Source organism: Streptomyces sp. CT34 (assembly GCF_000805335.1).
Lineage (GTDB): Bacteria > Actinomycetota > Actinomycetes > Streptomycetales > Streptomycetaceae > Streptomyces.
Genome location: NZ_KN708638.1, coordinates 1,423,781 through 1,443,441 on the forward strand (window position 1 = coordinate 1,423,781; position 19,661 = coordinate 1,443,441).

18 protein-coding genes, 2 pseudogenes and 1 riboswitch are annotated in these 19,661 nt (G+C 72.1%); of the genes and pseudogenes, 9 read left to right on the plus strand and 11 right to left on the minus strand.

The window, feature by feature from the left end:
• Positions 1-121: 121 nt before the first annotated feature.
• A riboswitch (FMN riboswitch) is annotated at positions 122-252 on the minus strand.
• Between the two features lie 178 nt (positions 253-430).
• Positions 431-1,207, plus strand: a complete 777-nt coding sequence (locus tag RZ84_RS06395) for an SDR family oxidoreductase (RefSeq protein ID WP_043263457.1) — start codon at positions 431-433, stop codon at positions 1,205-1,207.
• A 140-nt stretch (positions 1,208-1,347) separates the two neighbouring features.
• The gene (locus RZ84_RS06400; protein WP_043263458.1) at positions 1,348-2,583 is read left to right on the plus strand and encodes an MFS transporter; all 1,236 of its coding nucleotides are present in this window, start codon (positions 1,348-1,350) and stop codon (positions 2,581-2,583) included.
• A 57-nt stretch (positions 2,584-2,640) separates the two neighbouring features.
• Here RZ84_RS06400 and RZ84_RS06405 read toward each other — a convergent pair.
• Positions 2,641-3,032, minus strand: a pseudogene (locus RZ84_RS06405) (acyl-CoA thioesterase); the annotation flags it as partial.
• Positions 3,033-3,437: 405 nt separating this feature from the next.
• On the opposite strand from RZ84_RS06405, the gene RZ84_RS06410 reads away from it, so the two are divergent.
• Positions 3,438-3,671, plus strand: a complete 234-nt coding sequence (locus RZ84_RS06410) for a cold-shock protein (protein ID WP_043263459.1) — start codon at positions 3,438-3,440, stop codon at positions 3,669-3,671.
• A gap of 139 nt (positions 3,672-3,810) precedes the next feature.
• On the opposite strand, the gene RZ84_RS06415 is transcribed toward RZ84_RS06410, so the two are convergent.
• Complete coding sequence (locus RZ84_RS06415) at positions 3,811-4,164, minus strand: hypothetical protein (protein WP_157878779.1); 354 nt, start codon at positions 4,162-4,164, stop codon at positions 3,811-3,813.
• 362 nt (positions 4,165-4,526) lie between these two features.
• On the opposite strand from RZ84_RS06415, the gene RZ84_RS06420 reads away from it, so the two are divergent.
• From RZ84_RS06420 to RZ84_RS06430, 3 genes are read left to right on the plus strand one after another with little or no spacing between them, the layout of a single operon-like run.
• Positions 4,527-5,030: a hypothetical protein gene (locus tag RZ84_RS06420; protein WP_157878780.1), complete on the plus strand. Its 504-nt coding sequence runs from the start codon at positions 4,527-4,529 to the stop codon at positions 5,028-5,030.
• A 37-nt stretch (positions 5,031-5,067) separates the two neighbouring features.
• On the plus strand, positions 5,068-5,577 hold the full coding sequence (locus RZ84_RS37945; RefSeq protein WP_043263462.1) for a hypothetical protein: 510 nt from the start codon (positions 5,068-5,070) through the stop codon (positions 5,575-5,577).
• A 45-nt stretch (positions 5,578-5,622) separates the two neighbouring features.
• Complete coding sequence (locus RZ84_RS06430; RefSeq protein WP_043263463.1) at positions 5,623-5,874, plus strand: hypothetical protein; 252 nt, start codon at positions 5,623-5,625, stop codon at positions 5,872-5,874.
• A 169-nt stretch (positions 5,875-6,043) separates the two neighbouring features.
• On the opposite strand, the pseudogene RZ84_RS36250 reads toward RZ84_RS06430, so the two are convergent.
• A pseudogene (locus RZ84_RS36250) lies at positions 6,044-6,539 on the minus strand (solute carrier family 23 protein); the annotation flags it as partial.
• 395 nt (positions 6,540-6,934) lie between these two features.
• Here RZ84_RS36250 and RZ84_RS06440 point away from each other — a divergent pair.
• Positions 6,935-7,588: a DUF5995 family protein gene (locus RZ84_RS06440; protein WP_043263465.1), complete on the plus strand. Its 654-nt coding sequence runs from the start codon at positions 6,935-6,937 to the stop codon at positions 7,586-7,588.
• Positions 7,589-7,831: 243 nt separating this feature from the next.
• On the opposite strand, the gene RZ84_RS06445 is transcribed toward RZ84_RS06440, so the two are convergent.
• From RZ84_RS06445 to RZ84_RS06455, 3 genes are all read right to left on the minus strand, one after another.
• Positions 7,832-9,538, minus strand: a complete 1,707-nt coding sequence (locus RZ84_RS06445; protein WP_043269272.1) for a flavin monoamine oxidase family protein — start codon at positions 9,536-9,538, stop codon at positions 7,832-7,834.
• Positions 9,539-9,826: 288 nt separating this feature from the next.
• Positions 9,827-10,654, minus strand: a complete 828-nt coding sequence (locus RZ84_RS06450) for a carbon-nitrogen hydrolase family protein (protein WP_043263466.1) — start codon at positions 10,652-10,654, stop codon at positions 9,827-9,829.
• A 519-nt stretch (positions 10,655-11,173) separates the two neighbouring features.
• The gene (locus tag RZ84_RS06455; RefSeq protein ID WP_043263467.1) at positions 11,174-12,088 is read right to left on the minus strand and encodes a LysR family transcriptional regulator; all 915 of its coding nucleotides are present in this window, start codon (positions 12,086-12,088) and stop codon (positions 11,174-11,176) included.
• Between the two features lie 55 nt (positions 12,089-12,143).
• On the opposite strand from RZ84_RS06455, the gene RZ84_RS06460 reads away from it, so the two are divergent.
• Positions 12,144-13,739: an MFS transporter gene (locus RZ84_RS06460; protein WP_198539943.1), complete on the plus strand. Its 1,596-nt coding sequence runs from the start codon at positions 12,144-12,146 to the stop codon at positions 13,737-13,739.
• Between the two features lie 60 nt (positions 13,740-13,799).
• Positions 13,800-14,486 carry a nuclear transport factor 2 family protein gene (locus tag RZ84_RS06465; protein ID WP_241777607.1) on the plus strand — a complete coding sequence of 229 codons (687 nt, stop codon included), beginning with the start codon at positions 13,800-13,802 and terminating at the stop codon, positions 14,484-14,486.
• Positions 14,487-14,644: 158 nt separating this feature from the next.
• Here RZ84_RS06465 and RZ84_RS06470 read toward each other — a convergent pair whose 3' ends face one another.
• The 5 genes from RZ84_RS06470 to RZ84_RS06490 all read right to left on the minus strand — a co-directional run bounded on the left by RZ84_RS06470 (position 14,645) and on the right by RZ84_RS06490 (position 19,604).
• Complete coding sequence (locus RZ84_RS06470) at positions 14,645-15,100, minus strand: Lrp/AsnC family transcriptional regulator (protein WP_043263468.1); 456 nt, start codon at positions 15,098-15,100, stop codon at positions 14,645-14,647.
• Positions 15,101-15,110: 10 nt separating this feature from the next.
• On the minus strand, positions 15,111-16,502 hold the full coding sequence (locus RZ84_RS06475) for an amino acid permease (protein ID WP_107068239.1): 1,392 nt from the start codon (positions 16,500-16,502) through the stop codon (positions 15,111-15,113).
• A gap of 446 nt (positions 16,503-16,948) precedes the next feature.
• Positions 16,949-18,412, minus strand: a complete 1,464-nt coding sequence (locus tag RZ84_RS06480) for a GuaB1 family IMP dehydrogenase-related protein (protein ID WP_043263470.1) — start codon at positions 18,410-18,412, stop codon at positions 16,949-16,951.
• A gap of 168 nt (positions 18,413-18,580) precedes the next feature.
• Positions 18,581-19,024 (minus strand): barstar family protein, encoded by a 444-nt coding sequence (locus tag RZ84_RS06485; RefSeq protein ID WP_043263471.1) that lies wholly within the window; start codon positions 19,022-19,024, stop codon positions 18,581-18,583.
• A 106-nt stretch (positions 19,025-19,130) separates the two neighbouring features.
• On the minus strand, positions 19,131-19,604 hold the full coding sequence (locus tag RZ84_RS06490) for a guanyl-specific ribonuclease (protein WP_043263472.1): 474 nt from the start codon (positions 19,602-19,604) through the stop codon (positions 19,131-19,133).
• Positions 19,605-19,661 lie beyond the last annotated feature (57 nt).

Sequence of the window (19,661 nt, forward strand, 5' to 3'; positions counted from 1 at the left end):
TCCGGGGCTGTCTGGACGACAGAAGCGGAAACGGAGCCACGGGGACACCGGGGCCGGAGAAGAGGCCCGCCCGGAACACGACCGGACGCGCCGCCGACGGCGGTGTACCGAAGCTCGCCCGCCGCGCACTGCCTCCCATCCGGACTTTCACCGTCGGTGCAGGAATTCCACCTGCTCAACCGGCCGCTGGCTGCGGACGGGTCGCGGACTGTTACCGCCGGTTCGGAATTACACCGACCCCGGAGTGCGCTGCTGCTCTTATGTCAGTACAGGGCCAGTGTGCCACGAGTGATCGTGACCCATGCGGGCGAAGCCCTGTGGGCTGCCTCACAAGATCCGGCGCGCCGCCTGTCACAGCCGCCCTCGATGTTCCGTCATGAGGGCCGTGTCTCTCCGGTTTCCCCTCTCCCACCTCAAGGACTGATCCGCGATGGCGACAACGGCGACGATTCTCGTCACCGGCGGCACGGGCACGCTCGGCCGCGCCCTGGTCGACCGGCTGCTCCGCGACGGCCACCACGTACGGCCGCTCAGCCGGCGCCCCCATACTGGCACCGCGCGACCGCAGCTGCGGTCGTACGCCGTCGACCTGCGCGACGGCACCGGCCTGGCGGACGCGGTGGCGGGCGTGGACACCGTCGTGCACTGCGCCACGACCCCCACGGGCGGTGACCAGGAGTCGGCACAGCGGCTGGTCGAGGCGGTACGGCGGGCGGGCGTCCGGCACCTGGTGTACATCTCGATCGTCGGCGTGGACCGGATCCCGCTCGGCTACTACCGCACCAAGCTCGCGGTGGAGCGGCTGATCGAGGAGTCCGGGGTCGGCTGGACGGTGCTGCGGGCGACGCAGTTCCACAACCTGGTGCTCGGGATCGTCAAGGCGCTCGCCAAGTCGCCGGTGGTGCCGGTGCCCGCGGGCGTCCGCATCCAGCCCGTCGAGGTGGGAGAAGTGGCGGACCGGCTGGCCGAGTTGGCGCTCGGCGCACCGGCCGGGCGGGTCCCGGACATGGGTGGGCCCGAGGCGCTGGGGTTCCGGGAGCTGGCCCGCCTGACCCTTGAGGCGGGCGGCCGGCACCGGCTGCTGCTCCCGCTGCCGCTGCCCGGTGCGACCATGGCGGCGCTGCGGCGGGGCGCGAACCTCGTACCGGACCACGCGGACGGGCGGCGGACCTACGCGGACTTCCTGGCGGAGCGGATGGCCCGCTGAACAGCCGGGCGGTGGCCGGCAGGGCCCTGCCGACGACGACCGCCGCGCGCCGTGCACACATGGCGGAATCCCCGTCGCCCTCCCCTCCCCACGCCATAATTCCCTTAGTACCAGGCGGAGTTCCCGATAATTTACCGCGCATGGCTGACAACGGCGGTCCCGACGTCACCCCTCTCCCCCGCCCGGTTCTGCGCCGCGCACGCCGGTCCGTCGCCGCGGTGTTCCTCGTGCACGGCGCGGTCACCGGGAGCTTCGCCACCCGCATCCCCTGGATCCAGGACCACACCGGCATCTCCCCCGGCCAACTCGGCCTGGCCCTGGCCTTCCCAGCGATCGGCGCCTCGCTGGCGATGCCGCTCGCGGGCCGGATCAGCCATCGCTTCGGCGCCCGCACCGCGCTGCGCGGCCTGCTCACCCTCTGGACGCTGTCCCTGCTCCTGCCCGCCCTCTCCCCCGACGTCTTCGTGCTGTGCCCGGCACTGCTGGCGTACGGCGCGAGTTCGGGCATGGCGGACGTCGCGATGAACGCGCTGGGCGTGGAGACCGAGGACCGGCTCGGCCGGCCGATCATGTCCGGGCTGCACGGCATGTGGAGCACCGGGGCACTGCTCGGCTCGGCGGCCGGCACCGCCGCCGCACACGCCGGAACCGACGCCCGGCTGCATCTCGCCGGTGCGGCCCTGGTCCTCACCCTGCTCGGCGCGCTCGCCTGCCGGGGCGTGCTGGACCTGCGCAGCACCCCCGAGGAGCACCCGCCGCCCCGCTTCGCACTGCCACCCAGGTCGGCCCTGATCATCGGCGCCGTCGGGTTCTGCGCGGTCTTCGCGGAGGGCTCCGCCCTGGACTGGTCGGCGGTCTACCTCCGCGACCGGCTGGGCACCGACGCGGGCCTGGCCGCCGCCTCCACCACCGCCTTCGCCTGCACGATGGCCGCCGCCCGGCTGGCCGGTGACAAGGTGGTGGCCCGGTTCGGGCCGGTGCGCACGGTCCGTGCGGGCGGCGCGCTGGCCACGGCCGGCGGCCTGCTGATCGTCGCGGCGCGGCACCCGGCCATGGCGGCGGCCGGGTTCGGCCTGGTCGGGCTAGGCGTCGCGGTCGTGGTCCCGCTGGCGTTCGCCGCCGCCGGGCGCAGCGGCCCCACCCCGAGCCAGGCCATCGCGGGCGTCGCCACGATCACCTACACCTCCGGCCTGATCGCCCCCTCGGCCATCGGCGGCATCGCCCAGGCGACCTCACTGACCGTCTCCTTCATGCTGGTCACGGCGCTGGCCTTCGGCCTGGTAGTGGGCGCACGGGCGCTGCGGGTCCCGTCCCGCACCGCGTCCGGGGGTGCGGCAGCCGTGACCGGCGACCTGAAGCGGTCCCGGCCGCGGTGAGTCAGGCAGCGTCCGCCGCCGTGCCCGCCTCCGCGTCCGCAGACTCCGGCCGAGCGGATCCGCGGCGATCGCGCGGGCCCGGTCCGACCAGGGAGTGGGGCGCAGCGTCCCCGCGTCGACGCGCACGAGCACCCGGTGGCCGTGGGCGTGGGTGCCGGTGCCGTCGGCGTCGCAGATCCGGAAGCCGTGGTTGAGCCCGGTACGGCCCGGGCGCTCGACCCACAGGTGCGCGGCGTAGCGGCCTGCGCTGATGACCGGCCGCTCGCAGGAGACCCGCATCTCTTTACTCACATTGCACATGTCGCGGCGGCGGCCCGGTCACCGTCGAACCCGAACCCGAACCCGTGCCTGTACTCGGCCCGGGCCCGCTCGACCAGCAGCGGGTAGCGGGAGTTGTGGAGCATGCCGAGCGCGTCGAGACCGTCGAAGTGGACGGTGACGGGGACCAGTTGCCCGTATGGGACGGGGGTGGCGGCCCGGTGGGGTTCGGCGCTCGCTGCTGATGCTCCTGGGTTCCTTCGTGCGGCGACCGGTGCTCGTGGCACCGGCGGGGCTGCCGCGACAAGCCCGAGTCGTCGTAAGCGACTGCTCAGAATGCTTCTCCGGCGAGTCACCGGCAGCATCCGCGCCCCAGGTCACCGCCCGCGTGCGCGGCGCAACGGCCACCACCCCACATCGCTTCCACCCACGCCCGCCTCGCCCCGCGTCGCCCCGCCTCACCGATGCCCTGCCCGCGTGATCGCGGCACTGTAGCGAAGTTAAGACATCTCACCAGGTACACCCCACATCACGGCGGGAATGACCCGATGTGACAGTCAACAGCGTGCTCACAAACCTCGGTTGGAGGCGAACAGATGGCTGACAGGGTCAGCGGTGTGGTCCGGTGGTACAACCAGGCCCGGGGTGTCGGGTACATCGACGGGGACGACGGCCGCGAGGTAAGGGTGGACAGGCGGTCCATCGAGGACGGAACCTTTGTCGTCGAGGGGCTGCGGGTGACCTACGTGCCGGCGGAAGACGAAAACGGCTGGCACGCGGAGCACTTGAGCATAGTCAGGCACTCACCGGGCGCCGCCCACCCCCAGTAACCCGCACGTCCGGCAAGGCACCATCCGGGGGTGAGCGGACAGACCCGTTCACCCCGCAAGGGTGGAGGGTCTGTCGCCCGGCATCAGGCCAACTGCGCGGGCCGCCCGGCGGCTCCAGGCAGGGCCTGCCTTCTGCTCACTACTTGACGCACCGCGCGTAGACGGTGCCGGTCACATGCGGAATCGACGCTCCGTGCCCCAATCCGGGGTCGTTGATCGTCACCTTCCAGGAGCGGGACGTGTCCGGGTACGACTCGGTGATGCTGCCGTTGGCGTCCTGACCCCGGGAGGTGAAACCGCCGCCGGTCACCGTCATCCCGCGCGTGCACTTCGCCGTCCCCGTGAAGGTACCCTTCCCGTTGGCAACCAGCGGCGCGGTCACGGTCGTCGCAACTCGGCCCGGACGCTCCTGCGCGGATGCCGTCACCGGAACCGCCGTCACCAACGCCGTCACCGCGAGGCCCAGCATCAACCGGCTCACTGCTGTACGCATGAGTTCAACCCCCACCTCTGTCGGGAAACGGGCCCCCGCCTGTCGCGGACGCCCCTCCCATCTCTGCGCAGCACGACCGCCCCTTATGCCAATGATCCCGAAATACAGATAACCATGATTATCTGACCCGGTTGTCCCGATGTCCGCAGGCAACGAAGACGCCCGGCGAGCGCGACGCGCGTGGGCCGGCGGCGCAAACCGGGTATACGGCGGGCGTACAGACGAACCGGCGCGCGTCCCGCCGCCCAACGCGACAAATGCCCCTGCACGCCGGAACTGTCCCGTCGCCCGCTGCACTAGATTCCCTGCCACCGTCGTGCCGTCCGGTCCCGTACCCGACGACGGGCCCTGAAGGGAACTCCATGAGCAGTCCGCGGACCGACCCCGGAACCGCCCCTTGCGCCCCGCCCACCTCTTCCGCCCACTCAACTCCCGCACCGGGGACCGCGCCCACCCCCGGGCGGCCGCGGGCCCGCAGGCACCGCGCGCTCCGGATGGCCGCCGCGCTGTCCGTACTCCTCGCCGGCACCTTCTTCACCACCGGCGCCGCCCCGCCCCGGGCCGCGAAGGCCGGTCTCACCTGCACCTCGATCGGCCGCACTTTTCAGGACGGCAACACCGTCTCCGGCTCCGGCGCCATCATCGCGCCGTGCAGCGGCGGGGCGACCCTCGTGATCCAGCGCTCACGCTGGTACGGCTGGGAGGACATGGCCACCCAGAACTTCACCGGGCGGCACTCGCAGACCATCACCTACAACTGCGGCGGAACCGGCATCCACGACTTCCGTACGTACATCAACTCCCAGCATGCCGATGGGAGTTACGAGTTCCACGAGTCCAACCGCATCAATGCCAATTGTGGTTGACCGCACAGAGCTCCAGGGCCGTCGGAAAGGAGCCCCCGTGCACGTCCCGCCCCGCACCGCCCGCCGCTGCGCCACGCTCACGGCCACCGCGCTGCTCGCCCTGACCCCCACCGCCGCCACCGCCGCCCCGGCACGCGCCCCGTCCGCCAGCTCCGTGCAGGACGTCGCCGTCTGCACCGCCCAGGTCGACAACCCGCACTTCTCCAACGGCGCGGGCAGTGTCATCTTCAAGGCCCGGATGAGCTGTACGGCCAACGGAAACGTCCCCACGGTCAACCTCCGGGTGTGGGGCACCCTCGGCTACGTCTACGGCGGCTCGCCCGGCCACCCCGCACAGGGCCCGCCCTCCACCGCCGCGACCTCCGACCAGACCCAGACCGTGCCGACCAACGGACAGCAGGTGACGTACTACACGCCGGTGCCCGACGATCGCAGGAAGGTCACCGCGGCCGGGACCTACGTCGGCTCGGTCACCTTCCAGATCGTTGCCCCCGCCCCCGGCACCGTGGGCCGCGAACAGGGCAACTACGTCTACGTACAGCGCTGACCGGCCTCCCGCGCCCGGCGTCCGGCGCCCGCTACGGTGGCTGCCATGACGGACGCCGAGCACTGGGTCCCCGACGCCCGAACCCTCCTGTGGTGCTTCGGCCGCGCCGACGAGCACCGGGTGATGCCGGCGATCCGGGCTGATGTGCGGCTCCGGTCGCAGGGCGTGGAGCCGGGCTCGGACGCGTACTGGCTGCTGGTCTCCGAGGCCGCGATCGAGGCGGTGCTGTACGACCTGCTGGAGCGCGCCAGGGCGGAGGGCACCGTCTTCGGCGACCGGCCGCGGCCCCCCGCGTGATTCCGCGTACGCGCGACTGCGATCGACCCACCCCGGGTCCGGGTCCGGAAGGTCGCCCGGCATCAGGAGATCCGACGAATTCACCCTGCATCCAGGTGATTTGACGCATGCCCGACGGATTGCCGAAAGCCCCTCGGCCCTCACTCCTTCGCCCTCGGTCCCTCCCCCCTCAGTCCCGCAGCCCTCGCTCCGTCCTTGCGGTCAGCGGTCCCGTCGCATCGCTGGTTCCGGCATCGAGGGGCGGTATGCGCCGCTGCCCGGCTGCCCGAGAGAGCCAGCGCACGGAGTGGTGGCCGCTCAGCACGATGAGCGTCCCGAGAGCGATGCCGCCGAGTTCGAAGTGCCGCGTGACCTTCAGCGAGACGCCGCCGATGGCGATGATGATCCGGCCGCGGCGGGAACGAGGTTCAGCGGCACGGTGAAGTCCACCTTGCCGCGGATCCGGATTCGGGCACCCGGCAGGCCGGTCATGCCGTAGCGGATGACGGTGATACCGCCCAGCACGCCGCCGGGAATCGCGGCCACCACCGCGCCGACTTCGGGCACGGACCGAACAGCACCGCAAAAGCCGCTGCCGCGGAATAGGCGGCGGTGGAATAGCCCCGGGTCGCCGTCATCACACCGATGTTCTCGGCCCACGTCGTCGTGGCCGGACCGCCGACCGCAGCACCGCCAGAAATGGGGCCGGGGCGCGGCGGGGAAACTCGGGCCGTGGCCAACCTCCGGAATTCTGCGTCACGTTCACCGAGGCGTATCCCGGTACACCGAACGAACAGGGGTTTCGCACGGGGCATTTGCTCATGCGGAATGGCCCGCCGGAAGCCCGTGACAAAGGTCGTCACACATCCCGGAATCCGGCGGAGGCACCACAGCACGGCGCGCCGATTATTACTCCGATCCGGTCAACGGACCGCGGCCAACGGCATATTCAGGGGTTTACCGATGCCACGCTGAGCGGATGACGACGATTCAGCAGCACGGCGGAAAGGGCCCGCGGCACACCGCGGAGAGCCCCGCCGCACGGCCCCCCAACGGCGCCGGAACCGCAACCACGGCAGGTATGGCCGATGTTCTGGCGCGGATGCGCGCGCTGGACGCATCGCTGCCCCCGCAGGACGGGGTGGCGGTGTTCAACCGGGTCTACCTGACGGTCACCGAGGCCATCGCGCAGCGCGTAGGGGGTGGCGCCTTCGAGGACCCGGAGGCCACCGGTGAACTGGACGTCCTGTTCGCCCACCGCTACTTCACCGCCGTGGACGCCGACGCCGCGGGACTGCGCCCACCGGCCTGCTGGCGCCCGCTCTTCCAGTTGCGGCGGCACCCCGGAGTCCATCCGCTGCAATTCGCGCTGGCCGGCATCAACGCGCACATCGGCCACGATCTGGCGCTCGCCGTACTGGACACCTGCCAGGCGCTCGACTGCGAACCGCTCGCCCTGGAGGGCGACTTCGACCGGATCGGGACCGTCCTGGCCGGCCTGGAGGAGGGCATTCGGGAGACGCTGATGCCCGGTCCCGACGTGCTCGACATCGCCGATCCGCTCATGCATCTGGTCGGCTCCTGGAGCCTGGAGATGGCCCGGGACGGCGCCTGGGCCGCCGCCCGGATGCTGTGGGGCGTCCGCCGGCTGCCGGAGGTGGCCGAGGAGTTCGCCGAGCGCTTGGACGCGAGCATCGGCCTGATCGGCAGGTGTCTGCTGACGCCGCTGAACTGACCCCGCCGCCGGGCAGGGGACACACCGGGCGGCGTCGGGCCGCCGCGACCGCCATCGGGCCGGCCTCGGTCGGCCCGGGCCCGCCCGTCCGATCCCGGTCTACCCGGCCGGGGCAGCGGCGGCCGGTGCCGACGAGGTGCTGCTCGATCTCCCGGTCCGCTGCCGGGACGGCGGCGAACCGGCCGACCGCGCCGCCGGGCTGCACGCCCTGATCCGCGCGGCCGGCCTCTGGGGTCGGCCCGGTCAGTCCTCGGGGAGTTCGACCGGGGCGATCTCGTCGTAGACGTCGCCCGGGCCCGGGTTCGCCGCGTCCGTGGCGCCGCCGAAGTGGTGCATCACGCCCCACACCGCGTTCAGCGCGGTCTGCACGGCGCCCTCGGCCCAGCCCGCGGTCCAGGAGATGTCGTCGCCGGCCAGGAAGATGCCCCGCTTGTCCTCGGGGAGCAGGTCCTGCATGAAGTGGGTGAACAGGCGCCGCTGGTAGCGGTAGTGGCCGGGGAGGTTGGCCTTGAACGCGCCCATGAAGTAGGGCTCGTTCTCCCAGGAGACGGTGACCGGGTTGCCGATGATGTGCTTGCGGATGTCGACGTTCGGATAGATCTCCGACAGCGACTTCAGCATGACCTCCATACGCTCGTTGGCGTTCAGCGGCAGCCACTTGAGGCTGTCGTCGCACCACGTGTACGAGAGGCAGATGACGGCCGGCCGGTCCGGCCCGTCGTCCAGGAGGTAGGTGCCGCGGGTCATCCGGTCGGTGAGCGTCATGCTCATCACGTCCCGGCCGGTGGGCTCGCCGTTCTCGTCGACGGCCTTGTCCAGCCAGAACGGCCGGTCCACGGGCACGAAGAGCTTGCTGGACTCCATGTAGTGGGTCCGCTCCATCGCCGTCCAGTGGTCGATGGGGAACAGCTCGTCGTCACAGGCGATCTTGCTCAGCAGCATCCAGGACTGCGCGGTGAAGACCGCGGCCTCGTAGGTGCGGATGTCGCCGGCGGCGTCGGTCACGGTGACCCGGTTGCCCGCGGTGCGGTGGAGCCGGGTCACGGCCGGGCGCGGCGCGCCGTCGTGCAGCGTGGCGAGCGAGGTGCCCGGCGCCCAGTACACGATCTTCTCGGGCTCGCGCTCCCACAGGCGCAGCGGCAGCTGCTGGCTGCCGCCCACGATGCCCCGGTGGTGGTCGTCGGCCTCGGTGTAGACGACGCGCAGGATCTCCAGGATGGAGTTGGGGAAGTCGGTGTCCCAGCCGCCGGTGCCGAAGCCGACCTGGCCGAAGATCTCCCGGTGGCGGAAGGAACGGAAGGCGGTGGAGTCGCAGAGGAAGCCGTAGAAGGTCTGGTTGTCGAGCTTCTCGACGAGCCGGGACCAGATCTCCCGGATCCGCGGGACGTCGCGTTCGCGCAGCGCCCGGTTCATGTCGGAGAAGTCCGCGCCCTCCTCCAGGCAGGCGTTCCAGGCGTCCATGACCTGGGTGTAGACCTCCGGCAGGTCCTCGACGGTGCGCGCGTAGTGCGACTCGCCCTTGAGGTCCACGACCGTCGACGGGGTGTCGGGGGCCAGCGGGTTGGGGAACGGCTTGGTCTCCAGGCCCACCAGGTCGATGTAGTGCTGGAGCGCGGTGGAGCTCGGCGGGAAGCGCATCGCGCCCATCTCGGCGGTCAGGCTCGGGTCGCAGCCCTCGAAGCCGACGGTGCGCAGCCGGCCGCCTATCCGGTCCGCCTCGTAGACGACGGGCTTGAGGCCCATCTTCATCAACTCGTAGGCGGTGACGATGCCGGAGAGGCCGCCGCCGATGACCGCGACCTCCTTGCCGTGCTCGGTGGCGGGGACCTGACCGAGGCCCGCGGGGTGCGCCAGGAAGTCGTCATAGGCGTACGGGAAGTCCGGGCCGAACATGGTGATCGGCGGCTGGGCATCCGCGTGGTGGGCGGCGGTGGGCACCGTGGACGTCATCGGGGCGGACTCCTTGCGGGCGGGGGCGGTGTGTCGGGACAGGCCGGAGCGGGGCTCGGCGGGATACGGGGCCGGGGGCGGCTCGGCGGGGCGGGCCGGGGCGGCCACCCGCGGCCCGTCGTGCGGCGGGGCGGATCAGGTCACGTCAGGGGCGGTCACGTCAGGGGTGGTCACGTCAGGGGGTGGTGGCATCGGGCAGGTGACATCAGGTCGGCGGCCGAGGCACGGCGGCGCTGCGGTCATGTCGGCGGCCGGTGCGCATCCGGGGGCCGGTCGCGACGGTGGGGGTCACGCCAGGTGGCCGTACAGCTCGGGCCGCCGGTCGTGCAGATAGGGGTTGTTCTCCCGCGACTCCTTGAGGAAGTCCGGGTCGACCGCGGCCTGCACCAGCTGCTCGGAGCGCCCGGCGCGGGTCCGTACGACACCGTCGGGACCGGCCAGGCAGCTGAGCCCGACGAACTCGAACTCGCCTTCCTCGCCGACCCGGTTGACGTACGCGAGGTACATCTGGTTCTCGAAGGCGCGCACGGGGATGACGGACTCCGCGACGAACTGGAAGGGGTGCATCTGCGCGGTCGGCACCAGCAGCAGGTCCGTGCCGGCCAGCGCGTGCGCCCGGACGTTCTCCGGGAACTCCACGTCGTAGCAGATCAGCAGGCCGATCCGGACCCCGGCGAGCTCGGCCTGTACGACGGGCCGGTCGCCCGGCGTGAACCATTCGCGCTCGAAGCAGCCGAAGAGATGGGTCTTACGGTAGTTCGCGAGCCGCGCGCCGTCCGGGCCGATCAGCTGCGCCGAGTTGTGGACCATGGCCCGGCCGTCGCCCGCGTCGCGCTCGCCCTGCGGGGCGCGCTCCGGGTAGCCGTAGAGGATCGCGATGCGGTGGGCGGCGGCGATACCGGCGATGGCCCGGGCGCCGGCGCCGTCCGCGGTCTCGGCGAGGCGGTGGACGTCGCCGCCGATGGCATAGCCGGTGAGGAACAGCTCGGGGCAGGCGAGCAGCCCGGCGCCGGTGGCGGCTGCCTCACGGGCCGCGTCGTCCAGCAGCCGCAGGTTGTGCGCGACGTCGCCGGGCCGTCCCGAACTCTGGAGCAGGGCGGTGTGCAGCGGCGGCATGGGACCTCTCGGCGGGACGGTGCGGGCGGGACGCAATGACGGTACGGGCCGCCGCCGAGCCCGGACAAGGCGCCACCGTTGCGCGCCGACGGACGATTCGTTGCGCGTTCAATGGCTTGTCCGGCGATTCGTTGTGCCGGGCGTCCGTGCAGGTGGGGCCGGGGCGGGACGGCTCCGGTAGCGGGGGCGGGACAGCTCCGGCGGCGGGGAAGCCGCCCCCTGGCATGACGGGCTGATCAACCCGTGGTGTGAGCGGAGCGGGTGTCTGGTCCCCCAGGTCGGCGCGCACCTTCACGCCGCGGTGCGATGTGCGGTTGGGGGATGCGGCGGGAGCCTGTGAGCATCCGGCGGCCGACCGGCGACCGCCACATCGGCCCTCTCGAAAGGACAGCCGCAGTCATGATCCATCCGCGCCTCTCCCCCGCCCCCGGTCCGCTTCGCTCCCACCCCCCGGGCGTCTCTCCGCCCCGGGGCAGCCGCCTCCGACCCCCGCACTCGCGCGGCACCGCGCGCGCCTCCTCAGCCGACCACCGCGGCGACCGTCCTCCGGACCAGTCCGCGCAGCCATGCGTGCCCGGCGTCGGCGTCCTGGCGCGGGTGCCAGGCCATCGACATCGACACCGGTGGCAGCGAGAGCGGGATCGGCAGGGCGCGCAGCCCCAGCCCGCGGACCGTCGCCGCCGCGATCCGCTCCAGGGCCATGCCCACCGCATCGCCGTCGCGCACCATCAGCAGCGAGGCCGCGAAGGTCGGAACGGTGGCGATCACCCGCCGGTGCAGGCCGAGTTCGGCCAGCGCGGCGTCGATCGGGCCGGTCAGCCGCCCGCGGCGGGAGAAGTTGATGTGCGCGGCATCGGCGAAACGCCGGGCGGTGACGTTCACGGTCGTGAGCGGATGCCCCTCGCGCACGACCGCGACTCCGCGATCGGCGAAGACCTCCTCCGTACGGATTTCCGGCTCACGCCCCGCGACGCTCCCGAACTCCAGATCCGCGGCGCCGTCCCTCAGCACCGGCAGGTCGATATGGCTCTCGCCGAGGAAGCGCAGCACGACCCGCGGAGCCTCCTGCGCGGCCCGGGCGACCAGTGCCGGGCCGACGGCGGTGACGAAGAGATCGCTGGCGGCGATGGTGAACACCCGGGCCAGTTCCGCCGGATCGGCCGGCGCCGACGGCGTCAGCACCCCGTGCGCCTCCTCCACCAGCCGCCGCACGTCGGCCTTGATCTCCAGGGCGCGCGGGGTCGGCACCATATGGCGGCCGGAGCGTACGAGGACGGGATCGCCGATCGTCCGCCGGATGCGGCCGAGCGCCCGGCTCATGGCGGGCCCGGAGAGCCCCAGCCGGTCGGCGGCGGCGGTCACACTCTCTTCTTCCAGCAGCGCGTCCAGCGCGATCAACAGGTTGAGGTCGATGTTTGCGTTTCGCGCAATCATGCAGTGCACACCTTGCAATTGAGATCAACTAACCGGGACTCTAGCGTCCCCGCCCATGACCTCGTCAGCGCCCCCGCCGCCCACCGGCCGCACCCGGTCCGCCGGGCCCTCAACCACCGCCCCGCGGACCGCAGATGACCCGCCCACCGCCAGCCCCGCCACCGGCGCACCGGCCACCGGATCCGACGCAGCAGCTACCCCCGCCGGACGACGCTCGGTGACCGCCGCCATGTGCGCCGGTGTCCTCGTCGCGCAGTCACTCGTGGCCGCGATGAACCTCGCCATCCCCAAGATCGCCACAAGCGATCTCCACCCGACCCCGTCCCAACTCCTCTGGATCGTCGACACCTACGTCCTGGTCTTCGCGGGCCTGCTGATCCCGGCCGGCGCCCTCGGCGACCGATGCGGCCGAAAAGGCATCCTGCTGACCGGACTGGGCGTCTTCGGCGCGGGCGCGCTGCTGAGCGCACTGGCCCCCGGCCTCCCGGTCCTGCTGGCGGGCCGCGCCGTCTCGGGGGCCGGCGCCGCGCTGCTCGTCCCGGCCACGATGTCCGTCCTGCTGTACTCCACCCCGCCCGCGCGGAGGGCGTCGGCAGTGGCGGCATGGAGCGTGGCGCTCGGTGTCGGCGGAATGGCGGGCAACGCCGGCGGCGCGCTGATACTCCAATACCTGCCCTGGCAGGGGCTGTTCTGGGGGTATCTGCCGCTGGCGCTCGTCCTGTTCGCCTGGGTGGCGCGGTCCGCGCCCCGGGTGCCCCGCCAGACGGCGACGCTCGACCCGGCGGGGTCGGCGCTGCTGGCGCTCGCTTCGGCGGCGCTGCTCTTCGGCATCATCGAGGGCCCCGGGCTCGGCTGGGTCTCACCCCCGGTCGCCGGTGCCTTCGCGCTGACGCTCGCGCTGCTCGCGGGGTTCGTCCGCCACGGCCTGCGGGCCGCGCACCCGGTGCTGGATCCGCGGCTGTTCCGGCTGCCGCGGCTGCGGGGCGGCAGTATCGGTATCACCGTGGCCTTCTTCGGCATGTTCGCGCTGTTCTATGTCAACGCGCAGTTCCTGCAGTATGTGAAGGGCTATTCACCGCTCCAGACCGGCTTTGCGAACGTGCCGATGGCCTTCGGGATGATGGCCGTGACGACGTACGGCATGAGCCTGACGCGGCGGATCGGCGAGGCCGGCACGGCCGGCACCGGGCTGGCCCTGATAGCCGCCGGCCTGCTCCTGCTCTCCACCGCCGACGCCGCCACCCCCTACGTCCTCTACCTGGCGTTCCTCCTGGTGCTCGCGACCGGCGCGGGCCTGGCGATGCCGACCCTGTCCCACGCGATCGTCGCATCGGTGCCGGCCCACCGGTCCGGTATGGGCTCCGGACTCCAGGGCGCGGCACGGGAGTTGGGCGCGGCACTGGGCATCGCCGTGGTGGGCACCGTCCTGTCCGTCCGCCTCACCTCGGGGGCGGGCCACGGCGCGACCACGGCCGGTGCCTTCGCCGACGCCGCGGCGCTCGGCTACCGCATAGCGGCGGGCGTGGTACTGGTGGCGGGCGCCGTGGTGATATCCGCCCTCCGCACCGGAAGGCACCCCACCGGAACAGACCCGGCCACACCACACCGACACCGGTCCGGCGCCCGGTCCGAGGTCCGGTCCGCGCCCTGATCCACAACCCGAACCCACCACACTTGACCTCAAGTTCGCTTGAGGTAACAAGATCGCCGCATGAGCGGAGACGAGAACGCGACGCCGGAAAAGCCGGAAAGGAGCGCCGCCGGCGACAACGCCGTCCCCACCTACCAGCCCGCCACCACCCACCAGACCACCACCCGGGATCAGACCGAGACCACGGACCAGGCCATGACCACCACCGAAGTCCCCTCCCCCGTACCGGCACAGCACCGGGCCCGGCCCCAGCCGCGGCCCGAGGCCGAACCCCGGTTCCCACCACAGCTCCAGCACCTCATCGACCGCGCCGAGATCACCGACCTCCTGAACCGCTACCTGCGCTCCCTGGACGAGGGGATATTCGACGAAGCCTGGGCCCGCGCCTTCCACACCGAGGAGGTGACCGCCGTGATGCCCGTCGGCACCGTCCACGGACGGGACGCCCTGCTCGCGAGCGTCGGCCAGGCGATGGCCCTGTTCGACCGGACGGTGCATCTGGGCACCAACGCCGTCATCGATATCGACGGCGACCGGGCCACCGCCCGCGGCGCCCAGCTCAGCACCCACGTCCTGGCGGATGGCTCCGAAGACCTCTTCATCTCCGCGGGTCATGCGGACAACGAGCTGGTGCGGCCCCCGGACGGCTGGCGGATCTCCGCGTCGTCCCTGCGGATCACCTGGACGCAGGGAACTCCGCCGCCGATAGCGACGGGGCCGGAGACCGGGAAGGGGGACACGGCCTGAGCCCCGCCCGAGGACAGGTCCGCAACTGGACGCGCACACACCAGGTCGGAGGCACGCGCCGGGTCGGAGGCCCGACCAGGTCGGAGGCCCGGACCGGGCCGGCCCCAACCGGCCCCGTCCCCAGGGCCGTTCCGAGGAGACGGACCAGGAGACAGCCCCTACCTGGGAGCCCCCGACCCGTAGCGGCGCAGCAGTGGCGAGAGGACGAGGACGGACTTGGTGCGCTCGACGAACGGTTCGCCGGCGATCCGTTCCAGGACGCGTTCGAAGTGCCGCATGTCCGAGGCGAAGACCTGGACGATGGCGTCCGCCTCTCCGGTGACGGTGGAGGCGGACGCCACCTCCGGGTAGCGCGACAGGCCGCGGTGGATCGCCTCGGGCGAGGTGTTGCGGCGGCAGTAGATCTCGATGAACCCCTCGGTCTCCCAGCCGAGGGCGGCCGGGTCGACCCGGACGGTGAATCCGGTGATCGCGCCGTCCGCCCGCAGCCGGTCCACCCGGCGTTTGACGGCCGGTGCGGACAGGCCGACCTCCTGGCCGATATCCGCGTAGCTGCGGCGGGCATCCTCGGCGAGGGCGTGCACGATGCGTTCGTCGAGATCGTTCAGTCGCACTGCGGGTGGGTCACTTCTCTGCGGTGGCCAATCGGGAGCGGCGCAAGCCGTATCCGAAGTAGATCACAAGGCCGACGACCATCCAGACTCCGAAGACCACCCAGGTCACGGCGCCGAGGTTGCCCATCATGAAGACGCAGAGGACGAATCCGACCGCCGGGAAGAGCGGCGAGAGCGGCGTACGGAAGCTCCGCGGCATGGTGGGCCGGGTGCGCCGCAGCACGATCACCGCGACGTTGACCAGCGCGAAGGCGAACAGCGTGCCGATGCTGGTGGCGTCGGCCAGCTGGCCCAGCGGGACGGCCGCGGCGAGCACGCCGCAGAAGAGGCAGACGATGACGGTATTGACCCGCGGTGCGCCGCTCTTGGCGTGCACCTTGGAGAACGCCTTCGGCACCAGCCCGTCGCGGGACATCGCGAAGAGGATACGGGTCTGGCCGTAGAGGACGGTCAGCACGACGCTGGCGATGGCGACGACCGCACCGAGGGCGAGCAGGACGGCCCAGAAGTTCTGGCCGGTGACCGACTTCAGGATGCCGGCGAGCGCGGCCTCGGAGCCCTTGAACTTCTGCCACGGCATGGCGCCCACCGCGACGGCCGCGACCAGGCAGTAGAGCGTGGTGACGATGACCAGCGACAGCATGATCGCGCGCGGCAGGTCGCGCTGCGGGTTCCTGGCCTCCTCGCCCGCCGTGGAGGCCGCGTCGAAGCCGATGTAGGAGAAGAACAGCGTGGCGCCGGCGGCGCTGACGCCGGTCATGCCCATCGGCATGAAGTTGGCGTAGTTGCCGGACTTGACCCCCTGGAGCGCGACGCCGCAGAAGAGCAGCAGCGCGACGATCTTGACGGTCACCATGATCGTGTTGGCCCGGGCGCTCTCCTTGGCGCCGCCCAGCAGGAAGACCATCGCGAGCATCACGACCAGCAGCGCCGGCAGGTTGAAGTAGCCGCCCTGGCCCGGCGGGGCGGCGAGCGCGGTGGGGATGGTGATGCCGAGGGTGCCGTCGAGCAGCTCGTTCAGGTACTGGCCCCAGCCGACGGCGACGGCCGCGACCGAGACGCCGTACTCCAGGATCAGACACCAGCCGCAGACCCAGGCGACCAGCTCGCCGAGGGTGGCGTAGGCGTAGGAGTACGACGAGCCGGAGACCGGTATGGTGCCGGCCAGCTCGGCATAGGAGAGCGCGGAGAACAGCGCGGTGACGCCGGCGAGGACGAAGGAGATCACGACCGCGGGTCCGGCGTCCGGGACGGCCTGGCCGAGCACCACGAAGATGCCGGTGCCGAGCGTGGCACCGATGCTGATCATGGTGAGCTGCCAGACGCCCATCGAGCGGCGGAGCGTGCCCCCCTCGCCCTTGCCGCCCTCGGCCACCAGGCGCTCGACCGGCTTGCGCCGCATCAGCCGGGTGCCGAGTCCTCCGGAGGGGGGCGACGGGGAGTCGCTGTTCCCCGGGGGCGGGGCTGCGCGGTTCTCCAACACTGGGTGGCTCCTTTATCGCTGCCGGTCGGGCGGACACATTCCGGCACAGTTCCGTGACGGCGACCGCAGCGGCCGTGTGCGGGCAGGACGAACCGCCCCAGCAGGAGACCGCCGAGCAGGCGGTCTCCGCCACTCCACGTACAGCGCATGACCTTACGGCCCGTAGTTGATCTGCCGTAATGCAGGTTCCTTGCGCAACCGCAGCTGATCATTGCGCACCGTGTCCGGTGGCGGTGGTTCGTTGCACACAAGGGCCCGGAATCGCGGTCCGCCGGGGGGACGCGAACGGCCCCGCACCGGATCGGTGCGGGGCCGTTGTGCGGCGCCTGCGGGAGCCGTACGCGGCTCCGGGCGGCCGGCGGGCGCTAGCTCCAGCTGTCGTGCAGCGGCTTGCCCTCGGCGTAACCGGCGGCGCTCTGCACGCCGACCACGGCCTTCTCCGCGAACTCCGCCAGGGACGCGGCACCCGCGTAGGTGCAGGAGCTGCGGACGCCCGCGATGATCGAGTCGATCAGGTCCTCGACACCGGGGCGCGCCTGGTCGATGAACATCCGCGAGGTGGAGATGCCCTCCTCGAACAGCGCCTTGCGGGCGCGGTCGTAGGCCGACTCCTCGCTCGTGCGGTTGCGCACCGCACGGGCGGAGGCCATGCCGAAGCTCTCCTTGTACGGCCGGCCCTCGGCGGTGTGCTGAAGGTCGCCCGGCGATTCCAGGGTGCCGGCGAACCACGAGCCGATCATGACGTTGGACGCGCCCGCGGCCAGCGCCATGGCGACATCGCGCGGGTGCCGCACGCCGCCGTCGGCCCAGACGTGCTTGCCGTACTTCTTCGCCTCGGCGGCGCACTCCAGCACCGCCGAGAACTGCGGGCGGCCCACACCGGTCATCATTCGGGTCGTGCACATCGCGCCCGGTCCGACGCCGACCTTGATGATGTCCGCGCCGGCCTCGATGAGGTCGCGGACGCCCTCGGCGGCGACGATGTTGCCCGCCACGATCGGGACCTGCGGGTCCAGCGCCCGGACGGCCTTGATCGCGCTGATCATCGACTCCTGGTGGCCGTGCGCGGTGTCCACGACGATGGTGTCCGCGCCGGCGTCCAGCAGCGCCTTGGCCTTGCCCGCCACATCGCCGTTGATGCCCACGGCGGCCGCGATGCGCAGCTTGCCGTTGGCGTCCGTGGCGGGGGTGTAGAGGGTGGCGCGCAGGGCTCCCTTACGGGTCAGGATGCCGACCAGCATGCCGTCCGCGTCGACCGCGGGCGCCAGCTTGCGGTTGGCGGCGTCGAGGCGGTTGAACGCCTCGCGGGGGTCGATGTCCGCGTCGAGGACCAGCAGGTCCTTGGACATGACCTCGGCGACCTGGGTGAAGCGGTCCACCCCGGCCAGGTCGTGCTCGGTGACGACGCCGACCGGCCGGCCACCCTCGACCACGATGCCCGCGCCGTGCGCCCGCTTGGGCAGCAGCGACAGGGCGTCCGCGACGGTCGAGATCGGGGACAGCACGATGGGCGTGTCCAGGACCAGGTGGCGGTGCTTGACCCAGGTGATGACCTCGGTGACGACATCGATCGGGATGTCCTGCGGAATGACGACCAGGCCACCACGGCGGGCGACGGTCTCGGCCATCCGGCGTCCGGCGATCGCCGTCATGTTGGCGACCACCAGCGGAATGGTCGTGCCCGAGCCGTCGGGCGAGGCGAGGTCCACACCCTGGCGGGAGCCCACGGCGGAGCGGCCGGGCACCATGAACACGTCGTCGTAGGTCAGGTCGTAGGGCACCGAAGAACTCTCTTCGAGGGCGCCGTTCTTCGGATTCAGGAATCGCATACCACCAGGATACGGGCCCTGACCTGGACTCATGTGATTGTCCTACGGGCCGGTGAGCCGTGTGGTGCGATCCGCCAAGCCCGTGCCCGCCCACCGGGACGGCGGCGGCTCACCGGATGTGCCCGTGACGTCGCGGAACGGCGTGCGGGACGGGGCGCCCGGTGGCCGCTACGCCCCCTGCCGGCCGCGTCCCCTGGCCATGATCACCGCGAGCCCGGTGCCGCTGTCCCGCCAGTACCCGACCGCGTCCGCCAGCACCTCCTCGACGACGCTCCAGTCCTCCGGCACGGCGGCGGCGTACCCCTGCCAGCCCGTGACGACCACCAGCCGGCCGCGGCCTGCGGGGCACCACGACAGATCGGTGAGGCAGTCGGCCAGCGCGTCCCAGTTGCGGCCGAAGTAGTCCGGCAGCCGCAGCGCACGCGCGCAGCGGTCCATGAACTCGGCCTTGTCCAGGGCCCCTTCGAGGTCCAGCGCGGCGGCGCGCCAGCCCGCGTCCCGGGCGGCGGCCAGCGCGTCCGCCATCGGGCGGTCCGCCGGCCAGGACAGCACCCCCGCGGGCGTGCTGCCGTCCAGCACCGCCGCGAGCGGCCGGGGCACCTCGGCCGTCATCGGAGCACCGCCCGACCGCGTCCCCCGGAGGACGCCCCCCGGGCCCCCGAGAGCGGCGCGTGTGGCCGGAATCCCCCTGTGTCTCCCCCGTCGAACACCCTGCACGTCATCGGAGCACCGCCTTGAAGGTCCGGTAGTGGTCGTCGGTGTAGAACGTCTCGTGGCTCTTGCCGGTGATCAGACGGCGCGCACCGCGGTCCCGGGCGCCCGGCGTGGAGACCGTGTACTCGTGGTAGTAGCCGCGCGGCTCCTTGGGCAGCCGCCGCTCGTGGTTGCCGAAGACGGTGCCGTCCTTCGGATACGGGAAGGGCCCGCCCGCGTCGATGAGCTTCAGGGTGTGCCGCGCCTCGGCGGGCAGCCGGCCGGCCTGGACGGTCGGTATCCCCTTCGCCCAGCCCGGCGTGCCGGAGGCGCCGGACGCACCCGTACCCGGCGTGCCCGTGGCGGCCGGCTGGTGCGCACCGGACGAACTCCCTTTGCCGCCACCGCCGGTGGAACAGCCGGTGAGAACGAGAAGCAGGGCGGCGAGCAGTGCGCCGGCGACGGCGGCGGCCCGCCGCGGGGCGGAGTGGATCAGCATGCGCCGATGCTGTCACAGCCGCGCGCGGGCTGCTCGCCGGTCCGCGCACCGGAGCGC